This is a genomic window from Pelomonas sp. BJYL3, from assembly GCF_027257975.1.
GTDB lineage: Bacteria > Pseudomonadota > Gammaproteobacteria > Burkholderiales > Burkholderiaceae_C > Roseateles_B > Roseateles_B flavus.
The window spans coordinates 593,115-612,927 of record NZ_JANZKX010000003.1; the positions used below are offsets into that span (position 1 = coordinate 593,115).

General features: G+C 70.9%; 16 protein-coding genes. 5 read left to right on the top strand and 11 right to left on the bottom strand.

Annotated features, from left to right (window positions below; genetic code table 11):
- Positions 1-3: 3 nt before the first annotated feature.
- The 4 genes from O9Y01_RS12340 to O9Y01_RS12355 form a co-directional block, all read right to left on the bottom strand.
- The gene (locus O9Y01_RS12340) at positions 4-474 is read right to left on the bottom strand and encodes a chalcone isomerase family protein (RefSeq protein WP_347607346.1); all 471 of its coding nucleotides are present in this window, start codon (positions 472-474) and stop codon (positions 4-6) included.
- Positions 475-602: 128 nt separating this feature from the next.
- Positions 603-1,874 (bottom strand): SAM-dependent methyltransferase, encoded by a 1,272-nt coding sequence (locus tag O9Y01_RS12345; RefSeq protein ID WP_269631883.1) that lies wholly within the window; start codon positions 1,872-1,874, stop codon positions 603-605.
- Positions 1,871-2,644: a DUF1365 domain-containing protein gene (locus O9Y01_RS12350; protein ID WP_269631884.1), complete on the bottom strand. Its 774-nt coding sequence runs from the start codon at positions 2,642-2,644 to the stop codon at positions 1,871-1,873. Before O9Y01_RS12350 ends, O9Y01_RS12345 begins: the two co-directional genes overlap by 4 nt.
- Complete coding sequence (locus O9Y01_RS12355; protein WP_269631885.1) at positions 2,641-3,960, bottom strand: NAD(P)/FAD-dependent oxidoreductase; 1,320 nt, start codon at positions 3,958-3,960, stop codon at positions 2,641-2,643. The genes O9Y01_RS12350 and O9Y01_RS12355 overlap by 4 nt, the downstream gene beginning before the upstream one ends.
- A gap of 142 nt (positions 3,961-4,102) precedes the next feature.
- Here O9Y01_RS12355 and O9Y01_RS12360 point away from each other — a divergent pair, with 142 nt between their 5' ends.
- Entirely contained in the window at positions 4,103-4,738 is a 636-nt protein-coding gene (locus O9Y01_RS12360) for a TetR/AcrR family transcriptional regulator (RefSeq protein WP_269631886.1), read from the top strand.
- A complete protein-coding gene (locus O9Y01_RS12365; RefSeq protein WP_269631887.1) occupies positions 4,735-6,765 on the top strand; it encodes a DEAD/DEAH box helicase in 2,031 nt (676 codons plus the stop codon). Before O9Y01_RS12360 ends, O9Y01_RS12365 begins: the two co-directional genes overlap by 4 nt.
- Positions 6,766-6,835: 70 nt before the next feature.
- Here O9Y01_RS12365 and O9Y01_RS12370 read toward each other — a convergent pair whose 3' ends face one another.
- The 5 genes from O9Y01_RS12370 to O9Y01_RS12395 all read right to left on the bottom strand — a co-directional run bounded on the left by O9Y01_RS12370 (position 6,836) and on the right by O9Y01_RS12395 (position 12,885).
- Entirely contained in the window at positions 6,836-7,111 is a 276-nt protein-coding gene (locus tag O9Y01_RS12370; protein WP_269631888.1) for an HU family DNA-binding protein, read from the bottom strand.
- A gap of 133 nt (positions 7,112-7,244) precedes the next feature.
- Positions 7,245-8,495: an alpha/beta fold hydrolase gene (locus O9Y01_RS12375; RefSeq protein WP_269631889.1), complete on the bottom strand. Its 1,251-nt coding sequence runs from the start codon at positions 8,493-8,495 to the stop codon at positions 7,245-7,247.
- Between the two features lie 74 nt (positions 8,496-8,569).
- Entirely contained in the window at positions 8,570-9,154 is a 585-nt protein-coding gene (locus O9Y01_RS12380) for a peroxidase-related enzyme (RefSeq protein ID WP_269631890.1), read from the bottom strand.
- An 80-nt stretch (positions 9,155-9,234) separates the two neighbouring features.
- The gene (locus O9Y01_RS23170; protein ID WP_442952757.1) at positions 9,235-11,673 is read right to left on the bottom strand and encodes a diaminopropionate ammonia-lyase; all 2,439 of its coding nucleotides are present in this window, start codon (positions 11,671-11,673) and stop codon (positions 9,235-9,237) included.
- Between the two features lie 36 nt (positions 11,674-11,709).
- Complete coding sequence (locus O9Y01_RS12395; protein ID WP_269631891.1) at positions 11,710-12,885, bottom strand: amidohydrolase; 1,176 nt, start codon at positions 12,883-12,885, stop codon at positions 11,710-11,712.
- A 115-nt stretch (positions 12,886-13,000) separates the two neighbouring features.
- On the opposite strand from O9Y01_RS12395, the gene O9Y01_RS12400 reads away from it, so the two are divergent.
- The 3 genes from O9Y01_RS12400 to O9Y01_RS12410 all read left to right on the top strand — a co-directional run bounded on the left by O9Y01_RS12400 (position 13,001) and on the right by O9Y01_RS12410 (position 17,510).
- On the top strand, positions 13,001-13,510 hold the full coding sequence (locus O9Y01_RS12400; RefSeq protein WP_269631892.1) for an Lrp/AsnC family transcriptional regulator: 510 nt from the start codon (positions 13,001-13,003) through the stop codon (positions 13,508-13,510).
- 284 nt (positions 13,511-13,794) lie between these two features.
- On the top strand, positions 13,795-16,905 hold the full coding sequence (locus O9Y01_RS12405) for a beta-1,3-glucanase family protein (RefSeq protein ID WP_269631893.1): 3,111 nt from the start codon (positions 13,795-13,797) through the stop codon (positions 16,903-16,905).
- A gap of 248 nt (positions 16,906-17,153) precedes the next feature.
- A complete protein-coding gene (locus tag O9Y01_RS12410) occupies positions 17,154-17,510 on the top strand; it encodes a hypothetical protein (RefSeq protein WP_269631894.1) in 357 nt (118 codons plus the stop codon).
- A gap of 500 nt (positions 17,511-18,010) precedes the next feature.
- Here the strand turns inward: O9Y01_RS12410 and O9Y01_RS12415 are convergent, their stop codons facing one another.
- Positions 18,011-19,153: a hypothetical protein gene (locus O9Y01_RS12415; protein ID WP_269631895.1), complete on the bottom strand. Its 1,143-nt coding sequence runs from the start codon at positions 19,151-19,153 to the stop codon at positions 18,011-18,013.
- Between the two features lie 12 nt (positions 19,154-19,165).
- On the bottom strand, positions 19,166-19,606 hold the full coding sequence (locus O9Y01_RS12420; protein ID WP_269631896.1) for a phosphate ABC transporter substrate-binding protein: 441 nt from the start codon (positions 19,604-19,606) through the stop codon (positions 19,166-19,168).
- Positions 19,607-19,813 lie beyond the last annotated feature (207 nt).

A 19,813-nucleotide genomic window follows, 5' to 3' on the forward strand; every position in this document is an offset into this window, starting at 1 on the left:
GGCTCAGCCGGGCAGGCCCAGCAGCGACTGGCGCAGGGCCGGCGCCGAGCTCTGCGGCGCCAGCCAGATGCCGAAGAAGAGGCGCGCATAGAGCGGGTCCGCCAGCTCCGCGGTCGGCCGGCCGTTGTGGAAGAAGCGCACGCCGCCCTGGCCGTCATGCCAGCCCAGCAGGCGGTCGCCCGGCTTGACGTCGGGGAAGGCCTTCCTCATGAGGGCCAGCCATTGCTGGGCCTGCGCCTCGCTGAAGGAGCCCACGCGGCGCATCTCGGCGATGGAGCGCTCGGCGATGGCGCCGCCCTCCAGGCGCCGGTCATAGCTGAGCACCAGGCCCAGGCGCTGGCTGGCGTAGTCCTCCGGCGTGAAGGCGGGCAAGGTCCAGAGCCGGGCCTCGTAGACCCGCAGGCCGAAGAAGCGCAGCACGCCGCTGCCCCGCAGGCGCGCCTCGGGCAGCAGGGGCTGGAGCTCCTCGGGCATGGCAGGCGGGGCGGTCGAGGCCGGGCCGGCGGCAGCCGGGGGAGCGGAGGAAGTGGTGGTGGCCATAAGCGTCCAGGGCATCGAGCAAAGCGCCGCGCACAGCGCACGGCGGTGCAGGCGGCGGGGGTTCATGGGGCGGGCTTTCTGAGGGTGAACTGCATCACGTCGGTGTTGCCGGTGTCGAAGGCAGCTTCGCAGTAGGCCAGGTAGAAGGTCCAGATCTTCTCGAAGCGCGCATCGAAGCCCAGGGCGCGGACCTGGGGCAGCGTGCGCAGGAAGTCGGCATGCCAGCGGCGCAGGGTCTCGGCGTAGTCGCGCCCGAAGGCCAGGCGGTTCTCGACCACGAAGCCCGCGCGGCGCGCCTCCGCCTCGAAGGCCGAGGGGCTGGGCAGCAGGCCGCCGGGGAAGATGTACTGCTGGATGAAGTCCGTCGAGCGCAGGTAGCGCGGGAAGAGGTCGTCGCGGATGGTGATGCTCTGGATGCAGGCGTGGCCGCCGGGCTTGAGGCAATCCCACAGCGTCCGGAAGTAGCCGCGCCAGTACTCATGACCCACGGCCTCGAACATCTCGATGGAGACGATGGCATCGAAGGGCTGCTCGCGGTGCTGCGCGGGCAGGTCGCGGTAGTCCTGGTAGCGCAGGTCCACCCGGTCCTGCAGGCCGGCCGCGGCGATGCGCTCGCGGCCCCATTGCAGCTGCTCGCGGGACAGGGTCACGCCGGTCACCTCGGCACCGAACTCGCGCGCCGCCAGCTCGGCCAGGCCGCCCCAGCCGCAGCCGATCTCCAGCACGCGATGCCCCGGCGCCACCCGCGCCTCGCGCAGGGTGCGGCGCAGCTTGGCGTCCTGCGCGTCGATCAGGGCCACCTCGCGGGGCTCCCGGCCCTCGAACCAGGCGGCGCTGTAGCTCATGCCCGGATCCAGCCAGAGGCGGTAGAAGTCATTGCCCAGGTCGTAGTGGGCGTGGATGTTCTTCTCGCTGCCGGCCCGTGAATTGCGCTGGCGCAGGTGCTTGAGACGGTACAGCAGACGCCCCCACCAGCGGCCGTAGACCAGCTGCTCGATGTGCTCGCGGTTGACGATGCACAGGCGCAGCAGGGCGGCGAGGTCGGGCGTGTCCCACTGGCCGTCGATGAAGCTCTCGGCCAGGCCGATGTCACCGGCCTTGAGCGTGCGCTCGAAGACCTGCCAGTCGTGCACCACCAGCTGCGCCCGCAGCGCAGCCTCGCCGCCGTGGCTGGGGTTGCCGAGCAGCAGCGTGTCGCCGTCAGGCAGCTGCAGGCTCAGCTGGCCCTGGGGCAGGCGCTGCATCAGGCGCAGCACGCGCCGGGCCGAGGGAGGGACGGTCGCGCGGCGATGCACGGCCGCGCTGTTCAGGAAGGTCTCTTGGCTCATGGTCATCGACTCACCAGTTCAGACGGGGCGGATGGCTTGGAGAAGAAGGGCACGCGCTTGCACAGGAGGCGCAGCGCCTGCCAGTGGATGCGCAGCACCACGCCGAAGGTCATCAGGGGCAGGCCCCAGAAGGCACGACGGACGGCGCCGGGCGTGAGCGGCTGCAGCAGGCCGGCCTGGCTGGTCTGCAGCAGCAGGCCCTGGGCATCGCGCAGGTCCACGGCGGCCCGGCACCAGGCGGGTTGCCCCTGCGCATCCAGGCGCCGGTCGAAGCGGAAGGTGTAGTCCCCCTCGACACGGCAAAACGGGGAGACATGAAAGACCTTGCGCGCCGACTGCGGCTGCCCGAAGGCCAGGCCTGGCCCGTCCAGCAGATAGACGTGACGCTCACCGAAGGTGTTATTGACCTCCGCCACCACGGCGGCCAGGCTGCCGTCTTCGCGGTGGGCGTACCAGAAGCTCACTGGCTTGAAGGCAAAGCCCAGCACACGCGGGAAGGTCTGCAGCCAGACTTCGCCGGTGGCGTCTGACACGCCCTCGGCCAGCAGCAGGCGGTCGAACCAGGCCAGGGCATCGCCGCCGCCGTCGCCATGGTCCCGGTCGTGGAAGCTCAGCAGGCCGCGGCGGTTGCGCCGCAGGGCTTCACAGGGCCTGGCGCGCAGCTGGCGCAGGGGCAGCAGCAGGAAGTAGCCGGGGTAATGGAAGGCATGCAGGGCCGGCCGCAAGCGGCGGTGCCACACCGTCCCCAGGCCCAGCTGGGCACCGGGCGTGCTCATGCAGCCCCCCGTTCCACCAGGGCGTCGCGCCGGGCCAGCTTGGCTTGCACGGCATCGGCCACCTCGAAGCCCGAGCGCAGGCCGTCCTCATGGAAGCCATAGCCGCTCCAGGCACCGCAGAACCAGGTGTGACGCTGGCCCTGCAGCTGCGGCAGCCGACCCTGGGCCTGCATGGCCGCCCGGTCGAACACCGGGTGGGCGTAGCTGATGCGGCGGTGGACCTGGCGCTCGTCGATCGGGCGGGCGGGGTTCAGCGAGACCACCACCGGCTGCGCCCAGGGCAAAGGCTGCAGGCGGTTGAGCAGGTAGTGCAGGCAGACCTGGGCGCCCTCCCGGCCGGCCTCGGCGGCGCGCTCGTAGTTCCAGGCGGCCCAGGCCAGACGGCGCCGCGGCAGCACCGAGGCATCGGTGTGCAGCACGGCCTCGTTGGGCTGGTAGCGGATGGCACCGAGCAGGGCGCGCTCCTCGGGCGTGGCGTCGTCGCCCAGCAGGGCCAGGGCCTGGTCGGTGTGGCAGGCCATGACCACGGCGTCGAAGGACTCGGCCCCCTGCACCGTCAGCACCCGCGCCCCCTGGGCCTGGCGCTGCACGCCCAGCACCGGCATGTTCAGGCGGGCGTCGCTCAGGCGCTGCAGCAGCTGGCGCACATACTGGCGCGAGCCGCCGCGCACGGTGTGCCATTGCGGGCGGTCGTTGACCTGGATGAGCCCGTGGTTGTGACAGAAGCGGATCAGGGTGCGGATGGGGAAGCGCAGCATCTGGTCCGTGGGGCAGCTCCAGATACAGCCCACCATGGGCAGCAGGTAGTGGTCCTGGAAGGCACGGTCGAACTGATGCCCGGCGAGGAAGTCCTCGATGGTGCCGTCCAGCTGGACCTCGTCCCCGCGGACGGCCAGGTCCGTGCAGAGCCGGTTGAAGCGCAGGATCTCGCCCAGCAGGCGCCAGAAGCCCGGCCGCAGCAGGTTGCGGCGCTGCGCGAAGACGGTGTTGAGCGAGCTGCCGCTCCACTCCAGGCCCTCGCGGCCATCGCTGCGGGGCACCTGCACCGAGAAGGACATGTCCGAGGCCGCCGTCTCGACCCCCAGCGTCTGGAACAGCTCGGTCAGCAGGGGATAGGTGCGGTGGTTGAAGACCAGGAAGCCCGTGTCCACGCCATGGCTGATGCCATCCAGGCACAGATCCACCGTGTGGGCATGGCCGCCGAAGTGGCTGTCGGCCTCGAACAGGGTCACGCGATGGGGCGAGCCCGGCGCGCTCAAGCGCCAGGCGGCCGCCAGACCCGCCACCCCGGAACCAATGACTGCGATGCGTCGCATGGGCCTGCTCCCCTGTTGCAGGACCGCCGGCTGTACCCGGTCGGCCAATTTGTGAACTCTATAGTTCAGAAATATAACTCGTCAGTCTCAACTTTGCACTATCGGGTATTTACGACAGTCCAGTCGGTCTAGAATGCAGGCCATGGGAGCCCGACCTTCGATCCGAGAGCAGGTGCAGCGCATGCGCCAGGAAGCCATCGTCACGGCGGTGAACCGCCTGCTGGCGACCAAGGGCTATGACGCCATGACGGTGGACGAGGTGGCCGCCGAGGCCGGCATGGCCAAGGCCAGCCTCTACAAGCTCTTTGCCTCGAAGGAGGAGCTGGCCGGGGCCGCCATGGTGGCCGTGCTGGACCGGGCCCTGGCCTTCGTGGACAGCCTGCGCGAGCAGGCCGCCACCTCGGCCCAGCCGGTCAGCGCCCGCGCGCAGCTGGAGGCCGTCACCCGCTGGGCCATGCAGACCCAGCTGGAGGGCGAGATGCCGTCCCTGCCCGCGCAGAACACCAGCCTCAGCACCTCGCTGCAGTCCAACGACGACTACATGGACCGCCTGCTGTCCCTCAGCAACCGGCTCAGCATCTGGATCGCCGAGGCCCAGACCAGCGGGCAGATCCAGGACCGGTTCCCGCCGGAGATGGTGCTCTACACCCTCTTCGCGCGCGCCTGCGACCCCGTCGTGGGGCTGCTCAAGGACTCCGGCCAGTACACCCATGCCCAGATCATCGACTGGGTGATGGCCAGCACCTTCCAGGGCCTGGGCTCACCTGCGGCGCAGTGAGCCTGGCCGACCTGCGGGCCGCCCTGGACGCCGAGCTGGCCGCCACGCCCGAGTACTACGACTTCAAGGTCCTGCGCAGCGAGCGCGAGGGCGCGCTGTGGCGCGTGACGCTGGAGCCGGGCTACGTCTTTGCCGAGGGCCAGCCGCCCGGCCAGGCCGCGGCCCTGGGCCTGCTGGACGACAGCCTGGACGGCGCCTCCGCCTGGTGGGGCGCCCCCGTCAAGGGCCATGCCAGCGTGCTGGCCCTGCGGCTGGAGGAAGACCAGCTGCTGCTGCAGAACGCCAGCAGCGCGCCGCCGGGGCCGGAGCAGCTGATCCGCCTGTATCCGCCGCGCTTCCTCAAGGCCCTGGTCGAGGCGGCCTGGGACACCCCCTGGGCCGAGGCCGCCCTGGCACTGCGGCCCGCCCTCTCGCGCCCGGAGCCCGCGCCGCCCGGCCCGGCCCTCAGCGGCGCCCCGTTCCGCTGGCTGCGTGAGGCGCAGCGCCGTGCCCTGCAGACCCTGCCCGCGCAGCGCTGCGGCTATCTGTGGGGCCCGCCCGGCACGGGCAAGACCACCACCCTGGGCGTGCTGCTGGCCGAGTACCTCGACAGCCGGCCGACCGCCCGCATCCTGCTGGTCTCGGCCACCAACCAGGCGGTGGACCAGGCCCTGATTGCTGTGGACAAGGCCCTGCAGAAGGGCCGGCGCGAGGCCCTGCGCGGCGCGCTGCAGCGCCTGGGCACGCGCTTCGACCCCGCCGCCTACGAGGGCCGGGAGCACCTGCTGCCGGGCACCGACCCGGCCCTGCTGGCCACGCTCAGCCGCGTGGAGGCGGCCCGCCCACGCAGCGGGGATGCGCAGGCGCTCAAGGCCTGGAGCGACCGCCTCGCAGGCCTGCGCGAGCAGCAGCGCGCCGACACCCGCCGCGCCTTGCGCCAGGCCCGCCTGGCCGCCATGACGGCCAGCCGCGCGACGGCCGGCCTGAGCCTGCTGCGCTCGCTGGACGAGCGCGGTGCCGGCGAGCCGCCCTTCGACCTGCTGGTCTTCGACGAAGCCAGCCAGCTGAGCCTGGCCCAGACCCTGCTGCTGATGCCCCTGGGCGCCGCGGCCCTGTTCGCGGGCGACCCGCAGCAGCTGGCGCCCGTGCTGCGCAGCCGCGAGCCCGCCGCCCAGCGCTGGCTGGGCCGCTCGGCCTTTGCCGACATGCCGCGCCAGGGTCCGTCCGTGGTGCTGCTGGACGAGCAGTCGCGCATGGCACCGCCCATCTGCGCCCTGGTCAGCGAGGTGTTCTACGAGGGCGCGCTGAAGGTCGCCACCGATGCGCTGCAGACCCCGGAGTGGCTGGCCCGGCGCCAGCGCCCGCTGGCGGACCTGCCGGCCGCGGACCACGTGATCGTGCGGCCGGTGAAGGGCCCGGGGCGCTGGTCGGCCCAGGACCACGGCCCGCAGCGGCCGGCCTCGGCCGAGGCCGTGGTCGAGGCCGTGGCCCTGGCCCTGGAGAGCGGCGCCTGGCAGCCCCGCGAGCTGGTGGTGCTCACGCCCTTCCGCGCCCAGCGCGCACTGATCCGGCGCGGCCTCGAGGCCCGGGGCATTGCCGAGGCCGCGGGCGTGCGCGTCAGCACGGTGCACCGGGCCCAGGGCAGCGAGGCCCCGGTGGTCTTCTTCGACCCGGTGGACGCCAAGCTGCCCTTCCTGCAGACGCCAGACGCCCGCCGCCTGCTCAACGTGGCCCTCAGCCGGGCGCAGGCCAAGGTGCTGCTGTACCTCTCCGACGCGGATGCCGCCAGCCCGCTGCTGGCCCCGCTGGTGCAACGCCTGCGCCTGGCGGGCGACCGCCGCGCCGTCATCCCCCTGCAGGTCCTGGCCGCGGCACCGGAGTTCCCGCGCAATGCCCTGGGCCTGCGGGTCAGCGCCGGCCGTGTCACGGGCGAGGTCCAGCGCCTCAGCCCGGACGGCCGCCAGCTCTGGCTGGTCAATGAGCGCAATGGCGCGGCCCTGCCACTGGATGCCGCCTTCTGGCGTGCCAAGGCCGGCCTCGCTTCCTGACGGTCCGGCAGAAATGACAAGGGCCGGTCCGCATGAGGCGGTCCGGCCCGGGACGTCATCGCCGGAACGCTCAGGCGTTCAGCGCGTCCTTCAGGGACTTGCCCGGCGTGAACTTGGCCGACTTGGAGGCGGCGATTTCCAGGGTGGCACCGGTGGCGGGGTTCTTGCCGGTGCGGGCGGCGCGCTCGCTCACCTTGAAGGTGCCGAAGCCCACCAGGGCGATGGCATCGCCGGCCACCAGGGCCTCGCTGATGCTGGCCAGCGTGGCTTCCAGAGCCGTGCCGGCGGCGGCGCGGGTGATGCCGGCCTTGGTGGCGATGCTGTCGATCAGTTCACTCTTGTTCATGCAAATGCTTCCGTTGACGCCCGAAGGGGGCAAAGGGGCCGGATTATCACGGAAAGGCGCCAGGGCCTGCCAGGACGGGCCCCGGCAGGCCCTGCCGACCCTGCCGCGCGGCACGCACGGCACCGCCCGGTGCTCAGCACGGGCGGCGGGCCAGGGCCCAGGTGTTGGGCGCCTGGCCGGTGCTCTGCAGGCCGCGCTCCTTCGGCGTCAGGCCTGACAGCGCAAGCCGGATGTCACGGGCCACCAGCCCGTTGGTGTAGTAGCTGTGCTGCGTCAGGCCGGTGACCAGGGCCGCGCAGTCCACCTGGTAGACCTTCTGGTGCAGCAGCTGCGGCCGCGCGGCCCCACCCTGCCCCAGGCGGTCGGGGTTGCCCTTGGTGTAGTCCGAGATCTTCAGCGCCATGTCGTTGCGGTTGTGATAGATCGCCACCGACTGCGAGACCTGGTGCACCCGGGCCAGCGGGGCCTCGCCTTCCAGGGCGTCGTCGTCGACGTCAGGGGCGCAGAGGAAGACGTTGTCGAAGAGGCGCGGCAGCTGGTTCCCCGGGCTGAATTCGTAGACCCGTGCCAGCGCGTTCTGCAGCACGTAGTTGCCCATGGAGTGCGCGAGCAGGTGCAGCTTCTGGCCGCACAGCTCGGTGGCCTCCAGCTGCGCGATGGCGCGCTCGACCTCGGCCTGCGGGCGATCGGCCATGGCCTCACGCAGCGCCCGCACGCGCGAGCTGTTCTGGCGCACCTCGCGGCCCAGCGCATGCAGCTGGTCGCGCAGCTTCAGGAAGGCCCGCCCCAGCGCACCCGAGGTGCCGCGGGCATCGGCACGGTCGCTCTTGTAGCTGGCCCAGGGCAGGGCCGCGCCGTCACTGGGCCAGGTGAAGAGCAGCACGCGCACCGACTTGGCCGGCAGGCCTTCGTCCAGCGCGGGCTCCACGCGGTTGACCATGGCCTCGAAGGCCGCGGCCGTGGCCACCGCCTCCTCCCAGCTGACGTTGAAGCCATGCACCAGCACCAGCAGGTCGCGCCCCTGCTGCATGTCTTGCTGCAGCTCGGAGAACAGGGCGGCGGAACCCAGCTTCACGGCCTGCCCCTGGGCGCGCTCGTTGACCTGAGGGTCGGGGATGCTTTCCTGGTAGCACTCGATGCGCTGGCTGGCGGCGACGCACTTGCCGAGGTAGTCCTGCAGCGCCTCGCCGTCACCCGCGCCGGTGTGCTCGCGGCGCTGGTCCAGCAGCGCCCTCACCTGCACTTCGTCAGCCTCGAAGAGCACCCGCCCGAAGCGCAGGTTCTCCATGCCGTCGCTGGAGAAACGGCTGCCGTAGCGCCGGGGCGCGAACCGTTCCGGCCCTTCGTGGCCTCGGTTGGTGGCGAAGTAGACGCAGAGCTGCATGGCGAAACCCTTGGCGGTGAGCGTGGCGCAAGCCTAATCGAGTTTCGGCGGACCGCCCGGCACCCGCGCCGCCGTCAGCCCCCGCGACCCAGGGTGTAGAACTCGTCATTGGGCCGCATGCTGCTGACGTTGGCCATGCGGTTGGAGAGGCCGAAGAAGGCGGCGATGGCCGCGATGTCCCAGGCCTCCTCCATGCCGAAGCCCTGGGCCTGCAGGGCCGCGAAGTCCTCGTCACCCACGGCATGCGAGGCGGTCGACACCTTCATCGCGAAGTCCAGCATGGCCTTCTGGCGGGGCGTGATGTCGGCCTTGCGGTAGTTGATGGCGACCTGGTCCGCGATCAGCGGGTTCTTCGCCCGGATGCGCAGGATCGCTCCGTGCGCGACGACGCAGTACTGGCACTGGTTGGCGCTGCTGGTGGCGACCACGATCATCTCGCGCTCGGCCTTGCTCAGCGCGCCGGGCTTGTCCATCAGGGCGTCGTGATAGGCGAAGAAGGCGCGGAACTCGTCGGGCCTATGGGCCAGCACGAGAAAGACATGGGGCACGAAGCCCGACTTCTCCTGCACGGCGAGGATGCGCGCGCGGAGGTCCTCGGGCAGGTCCGCGAGCTCGGGCACGGGGAAGCGGCTGATGCTGAACGGGGCAGGGGTGGACATGGCGTTCCTTGCGGGGATCGGGGTGGGGTGAAGGTTGTGGGGTGGAGCGTAGCGCGAGTCTTGGGCGGGTCGTGGGCGGCTCAGCCCTGCCCGGCCAGCGCCAGCAAGGCATCGAGCAGCACGTTCGCCCCGCGCAGCAGATCGGCCGGCTCGGTGTGCTCGCGCGGGTTGTGGCTGATGCCCCCGGCGCTGGGCACGAAGATCATCGCCGCGGGGCAGATCCTGGCCATCATCTGCGCGTCGTGGCCTGCGCCCGAGCTCATGCGCCGCGTGCGGTGGCCGCGTGCCCCGGCGCAGTCCTCGATCAGGCGGACCAGGCCGGCGTCGAAGCGCACCGGCTCGAAGCGTGCGAGCCGGCGCGTCTCCACCGTCACGGACTCCGCCTCGCACAGCTGCCGCACATAGGCCGCCAGCTCCCGCTCGGCGCGCTGCAGCGTCGCTTCGTCGGTGTTGCGCAGGTCCACGGCCACGGTGGCACGCGCGGCGATGACGTTGATCAGGTTCGGATGCAGCTGCACCGCGCCCGCCGTGGCCACCTGGCTGCCGCCGTAGCGCCGCGCCAGCTCGCGCACGAACACCGCCACGGCCGCTGCGCAGTAGCCCGCATCGCGGCGCAGGTGCATGGGCGTGGTGCCGGCATGGTTGGACTGGCCGGTGAAGCGGAACTCCTGCCAGGAGATGCCCTGCAGATCCTGCACGGCGCCGATGTCCGCGCCCTCGGCCTCCAGCACCGGCCCCTGCTCGATGTGCAGCTCCACGAAGGCATGGGGCCGCAGGCTGCCGCAGGGCAGGTCGCCGGCATAGCCGATGCGGGCGAGCTCGTCACCGCAGCGCAGGCCGTCGATGCCCACCGTGTCCAGGGCCTGCTGCAGCGGCAGGCCGCCTGCGTGGACCAGGGAGCCCATCATGTCCGGCTGGAAACGCACGCCCTCCTCGTTGCTGAAGGCGGCCACCACCAGGGGCCGCGCCAGCTCGATCCCATGCTCGTTGAGCCAGCGCACCACCTCCAGCCCCGCCATCACGCCATAGATGCCGTCATAGCGGCCGCCGGTGGCCACGGTGTCGATGTGCGAGCCCGTCATCACGGGCGCCGCCTGCGTCCGCCCGGCGCGGATGCCGAAGATGTTGCCGATGCCATCCACGCGCACCTCCAGACCCAGCTCGCGCATCCAGTGCACGAGCTGGTCGCGGCCCTGGCGGTCGGCGTCGGTGAGCGCGAGGCGGCACACGCCGCCGCCCTCGATGGCACCCAGGGCCGCATGGGCCTCCAGCCTCTGCATCAGCCGCTCCTGCGACAGCCCCGCGCGCCGCAGCCAGTCGCGCTGGGCGGCCTGCACGTGCGCCGCCGGGCGGCCCACGATGCCGGCGTAGACGCTCGGCGCGGTGGCCCCTTCCGTGCTGATGAGCAGCACCCGCGCGCCCGCATCGAGGCCCACGGCCTGGCGCTCCGAGGCCCGGGCCGCCAGCCGCTGCAGCGCGGCCAGCCCCGCCACGCCGGACTCGCCGGCCACCAGGGGCACGTCGCCGTGCGGGCCGTCCGCCAGCAGACGCATGGCGGCCTCGGCCTGCGCGTCGCTGACCGTCATGAAGGCGTCGACGGCGGGCTGCAGGAAGCGCCAGGCCAGGGGCGAGGTCTCGCCGCAGGCCAGCCCGGCCATCACCGAGTCGACGCTGCCCGCGGCCCGCGCCGGCCGGCCCGCGATGGCGCTCTGCAGCAGGCAGTCCGCCTGCTCGGGCTCGACGACGATGACGCAGGGGCGGGCCGCGCCGAAGCGGTCCCAGAAGCCGCTGACGAGCCCCGCCGCCAGGCCGCCCACCCCGCCCTGCAGGATCACGTGGGTCCAGGGGCAGGCGTCCGCGGGGCCCAGCCCGGCCAGCAGCTCCGCGGCGATCAGGCCGTAGCCCTGCATGACATCGCGCGGCACCTCCTCGTAGCCTTCGTAGGAGGTGTCGGACACCACCTCCCACCCCTGCTCACGCGCCAGGCGCGCGGCCTCGGTGACCGAGTCGTCGTAGTTGCCACGGATGCGCACGATCTCGGCGCCATAGGCCGCGATGGCCTGCTCGCGCTCGGCGCTGACATGGGCATGCAGCACGATCACGCAGCGGCAGCCCACGCTCTGCGCCGCGGCGGCCAGGGCGCGGCCGTGGTTGCCGTCGGTGGCGCTGATCACGGTGAAGCCCGACAGCGCCTCGGCATGGCGGCCGGCGAGCAGCTCCGTGCCGTTCCAGCCGGCCTGCCCGAAGCGCCGCTGCACCAGCTTGACCAGCGCATTGGGCGCGCCCAGTGCCTTGAAGCTGCCCAGGACGGAGCGGCGGCTTTCGTCCTTGACCGTCAGCTGTGCGATGCCCAGCGCCTGCGCCAGGCCGGGCAGGGACCAGGCCGTCGTCGGCTGTGCGGACACGCCGGGCCAGCCCGCGAGGCGCTGCCCGGCGGCACGACCCTCGGACAGGCTCAGCAGGGATTGAAGCTCGGCATCGTAGGGGCGCCGTGTGGCATGCGGGTTGGGGAAGAACATGGGGGAGTGTCTCGGCGGAAGGTTCAGGAGGAAAGCTCAGGCCGCAGGCAGGCGCTGGCGGACCAGCTCGGCGAAGTAGCGTGCGCCGATGGGCACGATGCGATCGTTGAAGTCGTAGCGGGCGTTGTGCAGTGGCACGCCGCCGTCTCCCTCGCCCTCGCCATTGCCGATGAACACGAAGGCGCCGGGGATGTGTTGGAGGAAGCGGCCGAAGTCCTCGGAGATCATCAGCGGCGGCGTGTCGGCATCCACCCGCTCCGGCCCGGCCACGGCCTGCGCCGCGCGCACCGCCACCGGCACGCAGGAGGCCCAGTTCACCGTCGGCGCGAACTCGTGGGTGTACTCGACCGCGCAGCCCGCCCCATGCGCGTGGCAGATGCCCTCGCAGAGTTCGCGGATGCGCCGCTCCAGCAGGGCCTGCACCTCGGGCTCGTAGCTGCGGGTGTCGCCCTTGATCACCACCTCGCCCGCAATGGCGTTGCGGATGCCGTCGGTGACGAACTCGGTGCAGGACAGCACGGCCGGGTGGCGCGGGTCCACCGAGCGGGCGACCACGGTCTGCAGCGCCAGCACGATCTCCGCGCCGATCACCAGCGGGTCGATGGCCATGTGGGGACGCGCCGCATGGCCGCCGCGCCCGGTGATGCGGATCACGAAGTTGTCCTCGCTGGCCATCAGGCCGCCCACGCGGGTCGCGAAATGGCCGGCGGCCATGCCGGGGATGTTGTGGGCGCCATAGATCTCGTCCATGGGAAATCGCTCCAGCAGGCCGTCCGCCAGCATGGCGGCGGCGCCCCGACCGTGCTCCTCGGCGGGCTGGAAGATGAAGCGCACCGTGCCGTCGAAGCCACGCTGCGCGGCCAGCAGCTGGGCCGCCCCCAGCAGCATGGCCATGTGACCGTCATGCCCGCAGGCATGCATGCAGCCGGCGCTGACGGAGGCATGCGCACGGCCCGGGGCGGCCTCGCTCAGGGCCAGGGCGTCCATGTCCGCCCGCAGCCCGATGGTGCCGGTGCCCCGCCCCGCCCGCAGCGTGCCCACCACGCCGGTGCCACCGACACCGCGGGCCACCTCCACGCCCATGGCCTGCAGGAGCTGAGCTACCCGGTCGGCGGTGCGGCACTCCTGGAAGCCCGTCTCGGGGAAGCGGTGGAACTCATGGCGCCAGCGCACCCACGCGGCCTCCTGCGTCTCGTCCTCGGTCCTGTCCATGGGCTGGCTCCCTGAAGTGCTTGGAAGGATTGTTGAGGCATCATCGCGAGCAGATTCATCGCCGTTACGGCCGCGATGGACGGTTTGTCTCACCCATCGACCCATTTCACGCCCGATGTCTCAAGCGCCACTGCTGAAGGCCCAGCCCGCCGCGCTGGATGCCCTGGATGCCGCCCTGCTGGACCTCCTGCAGCGCGACGCCACCCTGCCCGTGCGCGCCCTGGCGGACCGGCTGGGCACCTCGCCGGCCACCTGCCAGCGGCGCATGGCGCAGCTCCGCGAATCCGGCGTGCTGCAGCGCCAGGTGGCCATCGTGGACCGCCGCCTCGTGGGGCGGCCGCTGACGGTCTTCGTGTCCGTGGAGCTGGACAAGCAGAATGCCGCCCTGCTGACGCAGTTCGAGCAGCGCATGGCCGCCGAGGACGCCGTGATGGCCTGCTACGAGGTCTCCGGCGAGTTCGACTTCCTGCTGATCGTCAGCGCGGAGTCCATGGAGCAGTTCCACGCCTTCACCCGCGAGGCCTTCTCCTCCAGCCACAACGTGCGCAACTTCAAGAGCATGTTCGCCATGAACTGCTCCAAGTTCGAGACCCGCGTGCCCCTGCGCGCGACGGCCGGCCGCTGAGGCCGCAGCAGTCGCCGCGAGCCTGCCCGGCGCGGGCCATGGCCACGCGCGCGCCGGGCGCCGGGCACCGGGCGCCGAGACCCCGCCCTCAGCCCGAGCTCGGCGCCACGAAAGTATGAAATCGCTTTCATATTGATATACAAACATATATTTCTCTAAAACTCCGGGTCAACACCAAGCTATCCAAGAAAGCGCTTTCACTCCAGAATTCCGCCTGCAGTACTCAGCAAGACGAGCGCCCCAAGGCGCCTGGGGGGATCCCCCACAACAGACTGGAGACAAGCATGACTCACACCTTCTTCGGGCTCATAGGCCGGCTGCTCTGCGCCGTCCTGGCCCTGTCCCTGGGGCTGCTGCCCCAGGCCGCCCGCGCCGCCGAGTACACGGCCGGCGCCGAACTCTCGGGCAGCACCGCCACGCTGTGGTTCAAGCCCGCCGCCAGCGCCAGCTGGGTCGACGCCCACTACAGCGTGGCCGGCGGCGCGCAGATGAATGTGCGCATGGCCTACAACAGCAGCTCGGCACGCTTCGAGACGTCCTTCCCCGCCAGCGCCGGCCAGACCGTCACCCACAGCTTCACCTACTTCACCAGCGGCGCGGCCTATGACTCGGCCGCGGGCAGCACCACGCTGCAGGGCGGCGGAGGCGGCGGAGGCGGCGGTGCGCCGGCCGCCCCGAGCTTCTCGGTGCCCGCGGGCAGCTATGCAGCACCGCTGAGCCTCAGCCTCAGCAGCAGCAGCGGCGCCACCATCCGCTACACACTGGACGGCAGCACGCCCGGTGCCGGCTCGACCGCCTACACGGGCCCGCTGACGCTCAATGCCAGCGCCATGGTCAAGGCCATCGCCCTGCTCAATGGCCTGAGCTCGGCGGTCAGCAGCGCCAGCTACACCCTGGGCAGCAGCGGCGGCACGGGCTACACCCAGGGCGTGGACTACGCCGGCGGCGTGGCCACCTTCTGGTTCGCCCGTGAGCTGGCCAGCACCGCCTGGGTCGACCTGCACTACGACGCGGGCAGCGGCCAGCAGAACGTGCGCAGCAGCTACAACAGCGGCACCCAGCGCTTCGAGTACAAGGCTTCTCTGCCCGCGGGCGCCACCGTGAAGTACAGCTTCACCTGGTTCGCCAACGGCAGTGGCGCGGCGGACAGCCCGCTCTTCGTGCTCACCCTGGGTGGCGGTGGCGGTGGCGGTGGTGGTGGCACTGCGGCCGCGCCCGCCTTCTCCCTGCCCGGCGGCAGCTATGCCGGCGTCCAGCAGGTCAGCCTCAGCAGCGGCACGCCGGGGGCGGTGATCCGCTACACCGTCGACGGCAGCACGCCCAGCAGCGCCTCACCCGTCTATGCAGGCCCGATCGCCGTGGGCGGCAGCCTGACGATCAAGGCCTATGCCAGCGCCAGCGGCCTGACGGACTCACCCGTGACCAGCGCCAGCTACACCATCAGCATCGCCAACGGCCCCTTCTCGCAGGGCGTGTCGGAGCTGGGCAGCACGGCCATGGTCTGGTTCAAGCCCGCGGCGGCACAGCAGTTCGTGATCCTGCATTACCAGATCGGCACGGGTTCTCAGATCAATCCGAAGATGGCCTACAACCCCTCGCTGGGCCGCTACGAGACGGTGCTGAGCGGCCTGGGCTTCGGCCAGCGTCTCAACTATGCCTTCACCTATGCCCCGGTGTCCGGCGCGCAGACCGACTCGCCGGCCTACAGCTATGTCATGGGCACGGGCAATGACATCCCCAAGCCTCAGTTCAGCCCGGCCAGCGGCAGCTACGCCGGCCCGGTCAGCGTCAGCCTGTCCACCACCGCCCCGGGCGGCGTGATCCGCTACACCACCGACGGCTCGGCACCCACTGCGCTGTCACCCCAGTACACGGGACCGATCACCGTCAACACCGCCCTGACCATCACCGCCGCCAGCATGCGCAGCGACGGCAGCCAGTCGGGCAACGTCGTCGGCACCTATGTCGTCGAGACCCAAGGGGGGCAGGTCTTGCCTCCGGTGTTCTCACATGCCGGCGGCAGCTATGGCTCGCCCATCCAGCTGGCGTTGTCGAGCGGCACCGTGGGCGCGACGATCCGCTTCACCACCGATGGCAGCACCCCTGGCGCCAGTTCGCCGGCCTATGGCGGCCCCATTGCGCTGCTGGCCTCGACGACGGTGCGCGCCATCGCCTACAAGCCCGGCATGACGCCCTCCGCCCTCAGCCAGGCCAGCTACACCATCGGTGGCGGCAGCGGCCAGGTCTGGAATGGGCAGACCACCTTCCGCATGGTCAACGCCACGCGGGGGAAGTTCAGCGACGCGCAGGTCTACTGGGCCATCATCGGCAAGGACTGGGCCACGGACCAGTTCGTGCATGTCAATGCGCAGGGCCAGCTGGTGCCCATGAGCCTGGGTGACAACGGCGCCCTGATGAAGAACGGCCTGCCCTACAGCAACTACTTCTTCACCCTGGAGCAGCTGAAGTCGGTGACCATCCCGCCGATCAATTCGGCGCGCATCCTGTTCAGCGTCGGCAGCCCCATGTACATCTGGGTGAACACCGATGCCAACGGCCGGATCGCCTATGCCGGCGCCAACATCGAGAACCCGACCGATCCCAACATCGACGTCACCTTCGATTTCGGCGAGTTCGCCATCCTGCCGCCGGGCAGCAATCCGCAGGGCATCTTCGTCAACACGACGCGGGTGGACCAGTTCGGCTTCCCGGTGCAGCTGTCGGTGACGGGGCTGGACGGCTTCACGCAGACGGTGGGTGAATCGCTCACCGAGACCCGCGACGAGCTCTTCGCCAAGTTCCTCAACGACATGCCGGCGCCGTTCAAGGGGCTGGCCCAGGCACCCTATGCGCCGATGCGCATCATGGCGCCCGCCCACGCCACCTTCCAGCCCGGCCAGGCCAACGAGCACTACCTGGACGACTACATCAGCGCCGTCTGGGCCCAGTACAGCCAGCAGGACCTGGTGCTGGACCTGCGCAATGGCTGGGGCACGTTCCGGGGCCGTGTCAGCGGCAACGTGATGCGCTTCACCGATGCCAGCGGCGGCGTGTACTTCATCAACGGCAAGCCGAGCACAGCCATGGTGATGCTGGGCAATGGCCTGCTGGACGACACCAGCGGCGGAACGAGCAACGCCGGCAAGCAGCTGCAGCTGCAGGCCCAGCTGTGCGCCGCGCTGAACCGGCGCGTCGCCCACCTGCCCTTCGACAGCTGGTGGGACCCGGCCGCGCACTTCCCCGCGGGCCAGCCGGCCAACCACTTCGCCCGCTTCTGGCATGAGCACAGCCTGAACGCCCTCGCCTACGGCTTTGCCTATGACGACGTGGGGTCGCGCAGCCCGTCCATCCATACGCGGTCGCCGCAGACGGTGACCTTCACGATCGGATGGTGAGCGCCACGCCCGCCCGCTCGGGCGCCAGAGGCGTGTCGGCGGGGTGGGGCTGGGTCTGGGCCTCCGGCCTGGCGCTGGGCCTGCTCGGCCTGGGCCCATGGCTGCTGAGACCGGAGGCCCTCGCCCCGCCCCCGGCGCCTCCGGCACGGATGGCGGAGCCTGTGCCAGTGCCCCTGCCCGCCCCCCGTGCGACAACCCGGGGGGCGGAGACTGCGTCGGCCCCTGTCGCCACGCCGGTGACGGCCGCGGTGCGCATCCTGGCCCTGCGTCAGGACAGCCGGGGCCGGTGGCTGGCCCGGCTGCAGGTCGGAGACGACGCTCCACGCCTGGCCCAGGCGGGCGATGTGGTGGCGCACGGCCTGCGCGTCGAGCGGATCACCGGCGAAGGCCTCACGCTGCGCCGCGGCCTGCTGCAGGAGCAGCTGGCCTTTGCCGGCGCCGTGCCGCGCCGCCCGATCGACCCACAGTCTCCACCGGCACCCGCACCTGCCGTGGTCGTGAGCCCGCCGGGTCAGGAGCCCCCACGCAGCAGCGGCGTCGAGCGCGCCGTCCAGCGCGCGCTTCAAGGGCCCCCCGGGCAGGCGAGCCTGGGCAGCGGTCGCTGATCGACCCGGCCAGGCGGGCCCCGCTCGTCCTCCAGTCCAAGCCCTCACGCGTCGTGAGGCATGCAGACTAGCGCCCCGGCCAAGCGGTCGGGTCGCCTCTCATCGCCCCATTTGCTAACCTCTTAGGTGCGCACCGCGATCATGACGCTGTTCATGCGCCCTACCCCCCCGCACCGCGATGGCCCTGCAGGCTGCGGCGAGCCTCAGCCAGGTCGTGCCGGTGAAGGCGACCACCGCCCAGCCAGAGGACGCGAGCGAGCCCCTGGTCCGCAAGGGCCTCAAGGAATGGGCGCTCGCCTGGAGAGCCCAGACCTACGGCTGCATCGCCCACATCGCCCACATCGCCCACATCGCCCACATCGAGTCAACCGATGCCGGCGAGGCCCATGAAGACGGCAGGCGGTGGTGGATCCGCAGCGTCATGGGGATGTCGGAATCGCCCGAGCACCCCATCCCTCGCCGCCATGTCGAGAAGCAACAGGCTGCCGCCAGGCAGCACCTCAGAACGCGGTCTGCACCGAGAAGGACAGCAGCCGGTGATCGCCGAAGAAGTCGTAGCGGGACTGGTCCCGCGAGACGTCGTACTGCGCCTTCAGGGCCACGTTCTTGTTCAGGTCGTAGCGCAGGGCCAGGCTCTGCGTGCGCCGTCCCTCGATGGCGAAGCCCAGGTTGTTCTCCTGCGTGCGGTACCGCGAGACCGTCGCCATGCCGGTCCAGTCGTGCCACCGGTAGCCGAGGCCGACGAGGAAGTAGTTGTAGACGAAGTCGGAAGTAGCCTGCTGGAAGCGGTTGATCTCGCTGCGCAGGATCCACTCGCGCCCGTCGTAATTGAACGAGAGGCCGGCGATGGTGGTGCGGTAGCCCGGGAGGTTGTCCCGCCGCGTGCCGTCGGCGAGGTCGCTCCACTGGTAGTTGTCGAAGCGCATCATCATGAAGCGGGCGCTGTAGACGCCGTCCGACACCGTCACGTAGCCGCCCAGGATGTTGCGCCACTTCTCGGTGGTCGGGTCACCCCAGTAGATGCGCGTGTTGTAGGGCGCGTTGTCGTTCTGGAAGTTGCCGGCCCAGAGGTTGCCCTCCAGCGTCCAGCTGCCCTTGAGTGCGCCGCTGTAGGCCAGGTTGGCCCCGTCGTAGGCGTAGATGGGCCAGCCGTAGACATCCGGCGCCGGGCGCACCCACGGATAGGCCGTGCCGATGTAGAGGAAGTCGCTGTAGTAGTACAGAGGGATGCGCTTGCGGCCCGCCTGCAGGGTCCACGAATCATTGAGCGCATACGAGAGGTAGGCCCAGTCCAGCGTGGGGCGGTAGTTCTTGTTGTTGGCCCGGGCGACGAGCTGGGCCGTGGCCGACAGGGCGTCGTTGACATGCACGGTGCCCTGCAGCCCCAGGAGCGATTCCTGGTCGGCCTGCCAGCCCCTGGACTTCTCGTAGACGCCCACGTACTCCCAGTTCTGGATCGCGCAGGGGCATTGCCATTCCATGTAGTTGCGCTCGGTGCCACCCAGGACCTTGGCGACCGTCAGTTGCGCAAAGCCGGACCAGGTGAAGCGCATGTCGTCGGCCTGGCTGGGCGCCGCCCAGGCCAGGGCCAGGCCCAGTGCGGCGAAGCGGAGCTTCAGTGCGGTGCTGTTCGAGGTGTTCATCTCGCCCTCCTTTCACTTGATCTCGGCCAGGACCTTGACGCTGCCGTCGACCAGCGACGCGTCGATATAGCCCACCAGGTTGGGATTGCTGGCCACCAGCTTCTTGACGGCCGCGGCGTCCCCGGCCTCCTGCGGCGGCGCCCCCTTGCCGGTGAAGACCATGCGTGACCAGTAGGCCTTGATCTGCGCCTCGCTGCGTCCGGCGACCTGGCCATAGAACTGGCCATAGGCCGGCGAGCCGGCCGTCTGGTCCACGGGGATGGCCTTCTCGCCGTTGGGGAAGCTCTTGACGCTGCCCAGGAAGATGGCCGAGACCTGCTCGCTGCTCAGCTTGGGCGCCGTGCTGGACGCGCCCACGACGACGACCAGGTGATCCGCGCGCGCATCGGGCGCCATGCAGGCGACGAGGGCAGCGAGCGCCGCGCTGCCCAGGGTGCGAGTGACAAGCTCCACGTCGTTCTCCTTCAAGAGTCAACAGTGAACCCTGCCCCGAATGGCGCGCCACACGGCCGCGCCTCCGGGACTTGCTATGCATGCCGTCCCTGAACGTCACAGGCCGCACGCGGCCTGCGCTGCGGTCCCACGATGCCCTGCCGGCAGCGCCGAACCGTCGGTTCAATGTGCATAAAAAGTCGCCGCTGCGCAATTGAAGCGCCCGAC

Excerpts from the sequence above, each read along its gene's own strand:
- O9Y01_RS12340 (WP_347607346.1), bottom strand. The coding sequence starts at position 474 with ATGCCCGAGGAGCTCCAGCCCCTGCTGCCCGAGGCGCGCCTGCGGGGC.
- O9Y01_RS12345 (WP_269631883.1), bottom strand. The coding sequence starts at position 1,874 with ATGACCATGAGCCAAGAGACCTTCCTGAACAGCGCGGCCGTGCATCGC.
- O9Y01_RS12350 (WP_269631884.1), bottom strand. The coding sequence starts at position 2,644 with ATGAGCACGCCCGGTGCCCAGCTGGGCCTGGGGACGGTGTGGCACCGC.
- O9Y01_RS12355 (WP_269631885.1), bottom strand. The coding sequence starts at position 3,960 with ATGCGACGCATCGCAGTCATTGGTTCCGGGGTGGCGGGTCTGGCGGCC.
- O9Y01_RS12360 (WP_269631886.1), top strand. The coding sequence starts at position 4,103 with ATGGGAGCCCGACCTTCGATCCGAGAGCAGGTGCAGCGCATGCGCCAG.
- O9Y01_RS12370 (WP_269631888.1), bottom strand. The coding sequence starts at position 7,111 with ATGAACAAGAGTGAACTGATCGACAGCATCGCCACCAAGGCCGGCATC.
- O9Y01_RS12375 (WP_269631889.1), bottom strand. The coding sequence starts at position 8,495 with ATGCAGCTCTGCGTCTACTTCGCCACCAACCGAGGCCACGAAGGGCCG.
- O9Y01_RS12380 (WP_269631890.1), bottom strand. The coding sequence starts at position 9,154 with ATGTCCACCCCTGCCCCGTTCAGCATCAGCCGCTTCCCCGTGCCCGAG.
- O9Y01_RS23170 (WP_442952757.1), bottom strand. The coding sequence starts at position 11,673 with ATGTTCTTCCCCAACCCGCATGCCACACGGCGCCCCTACGATGCCGAG.
- O9Y01_RS12395 (WP_269631891.1), bottom strand. The coding sequence starts at position 12,885 with ATGGACAGGACCGAGGACGAGACGCAGGAGGCCGCGTGGGTGCGCTGG.
- O9Y01_RS12400 (WP_269631892.1), top strand. The coding sequence starts at position 13,001 with ATGTCTCAAGCGCCACTGCTGAAGGCCCAGCCCGCCGCGCTGGATGCC.
- O9Y01_RS12405 (WP_269631893.1), top strand. The coding sequence starts at position 13,795 with ATGACTCACACCTTCTTCGGGCTCATAGGCCGGCTGCTCTGCGCCGTC.
- O9Y01_RS12415 (WP_269631895.1), bottom strand. The coding sequence starts at position 19,153 with ATGAACACCTCGAACAGCACCGCACTGAAGCTCCGCTTCGCCGCACTG.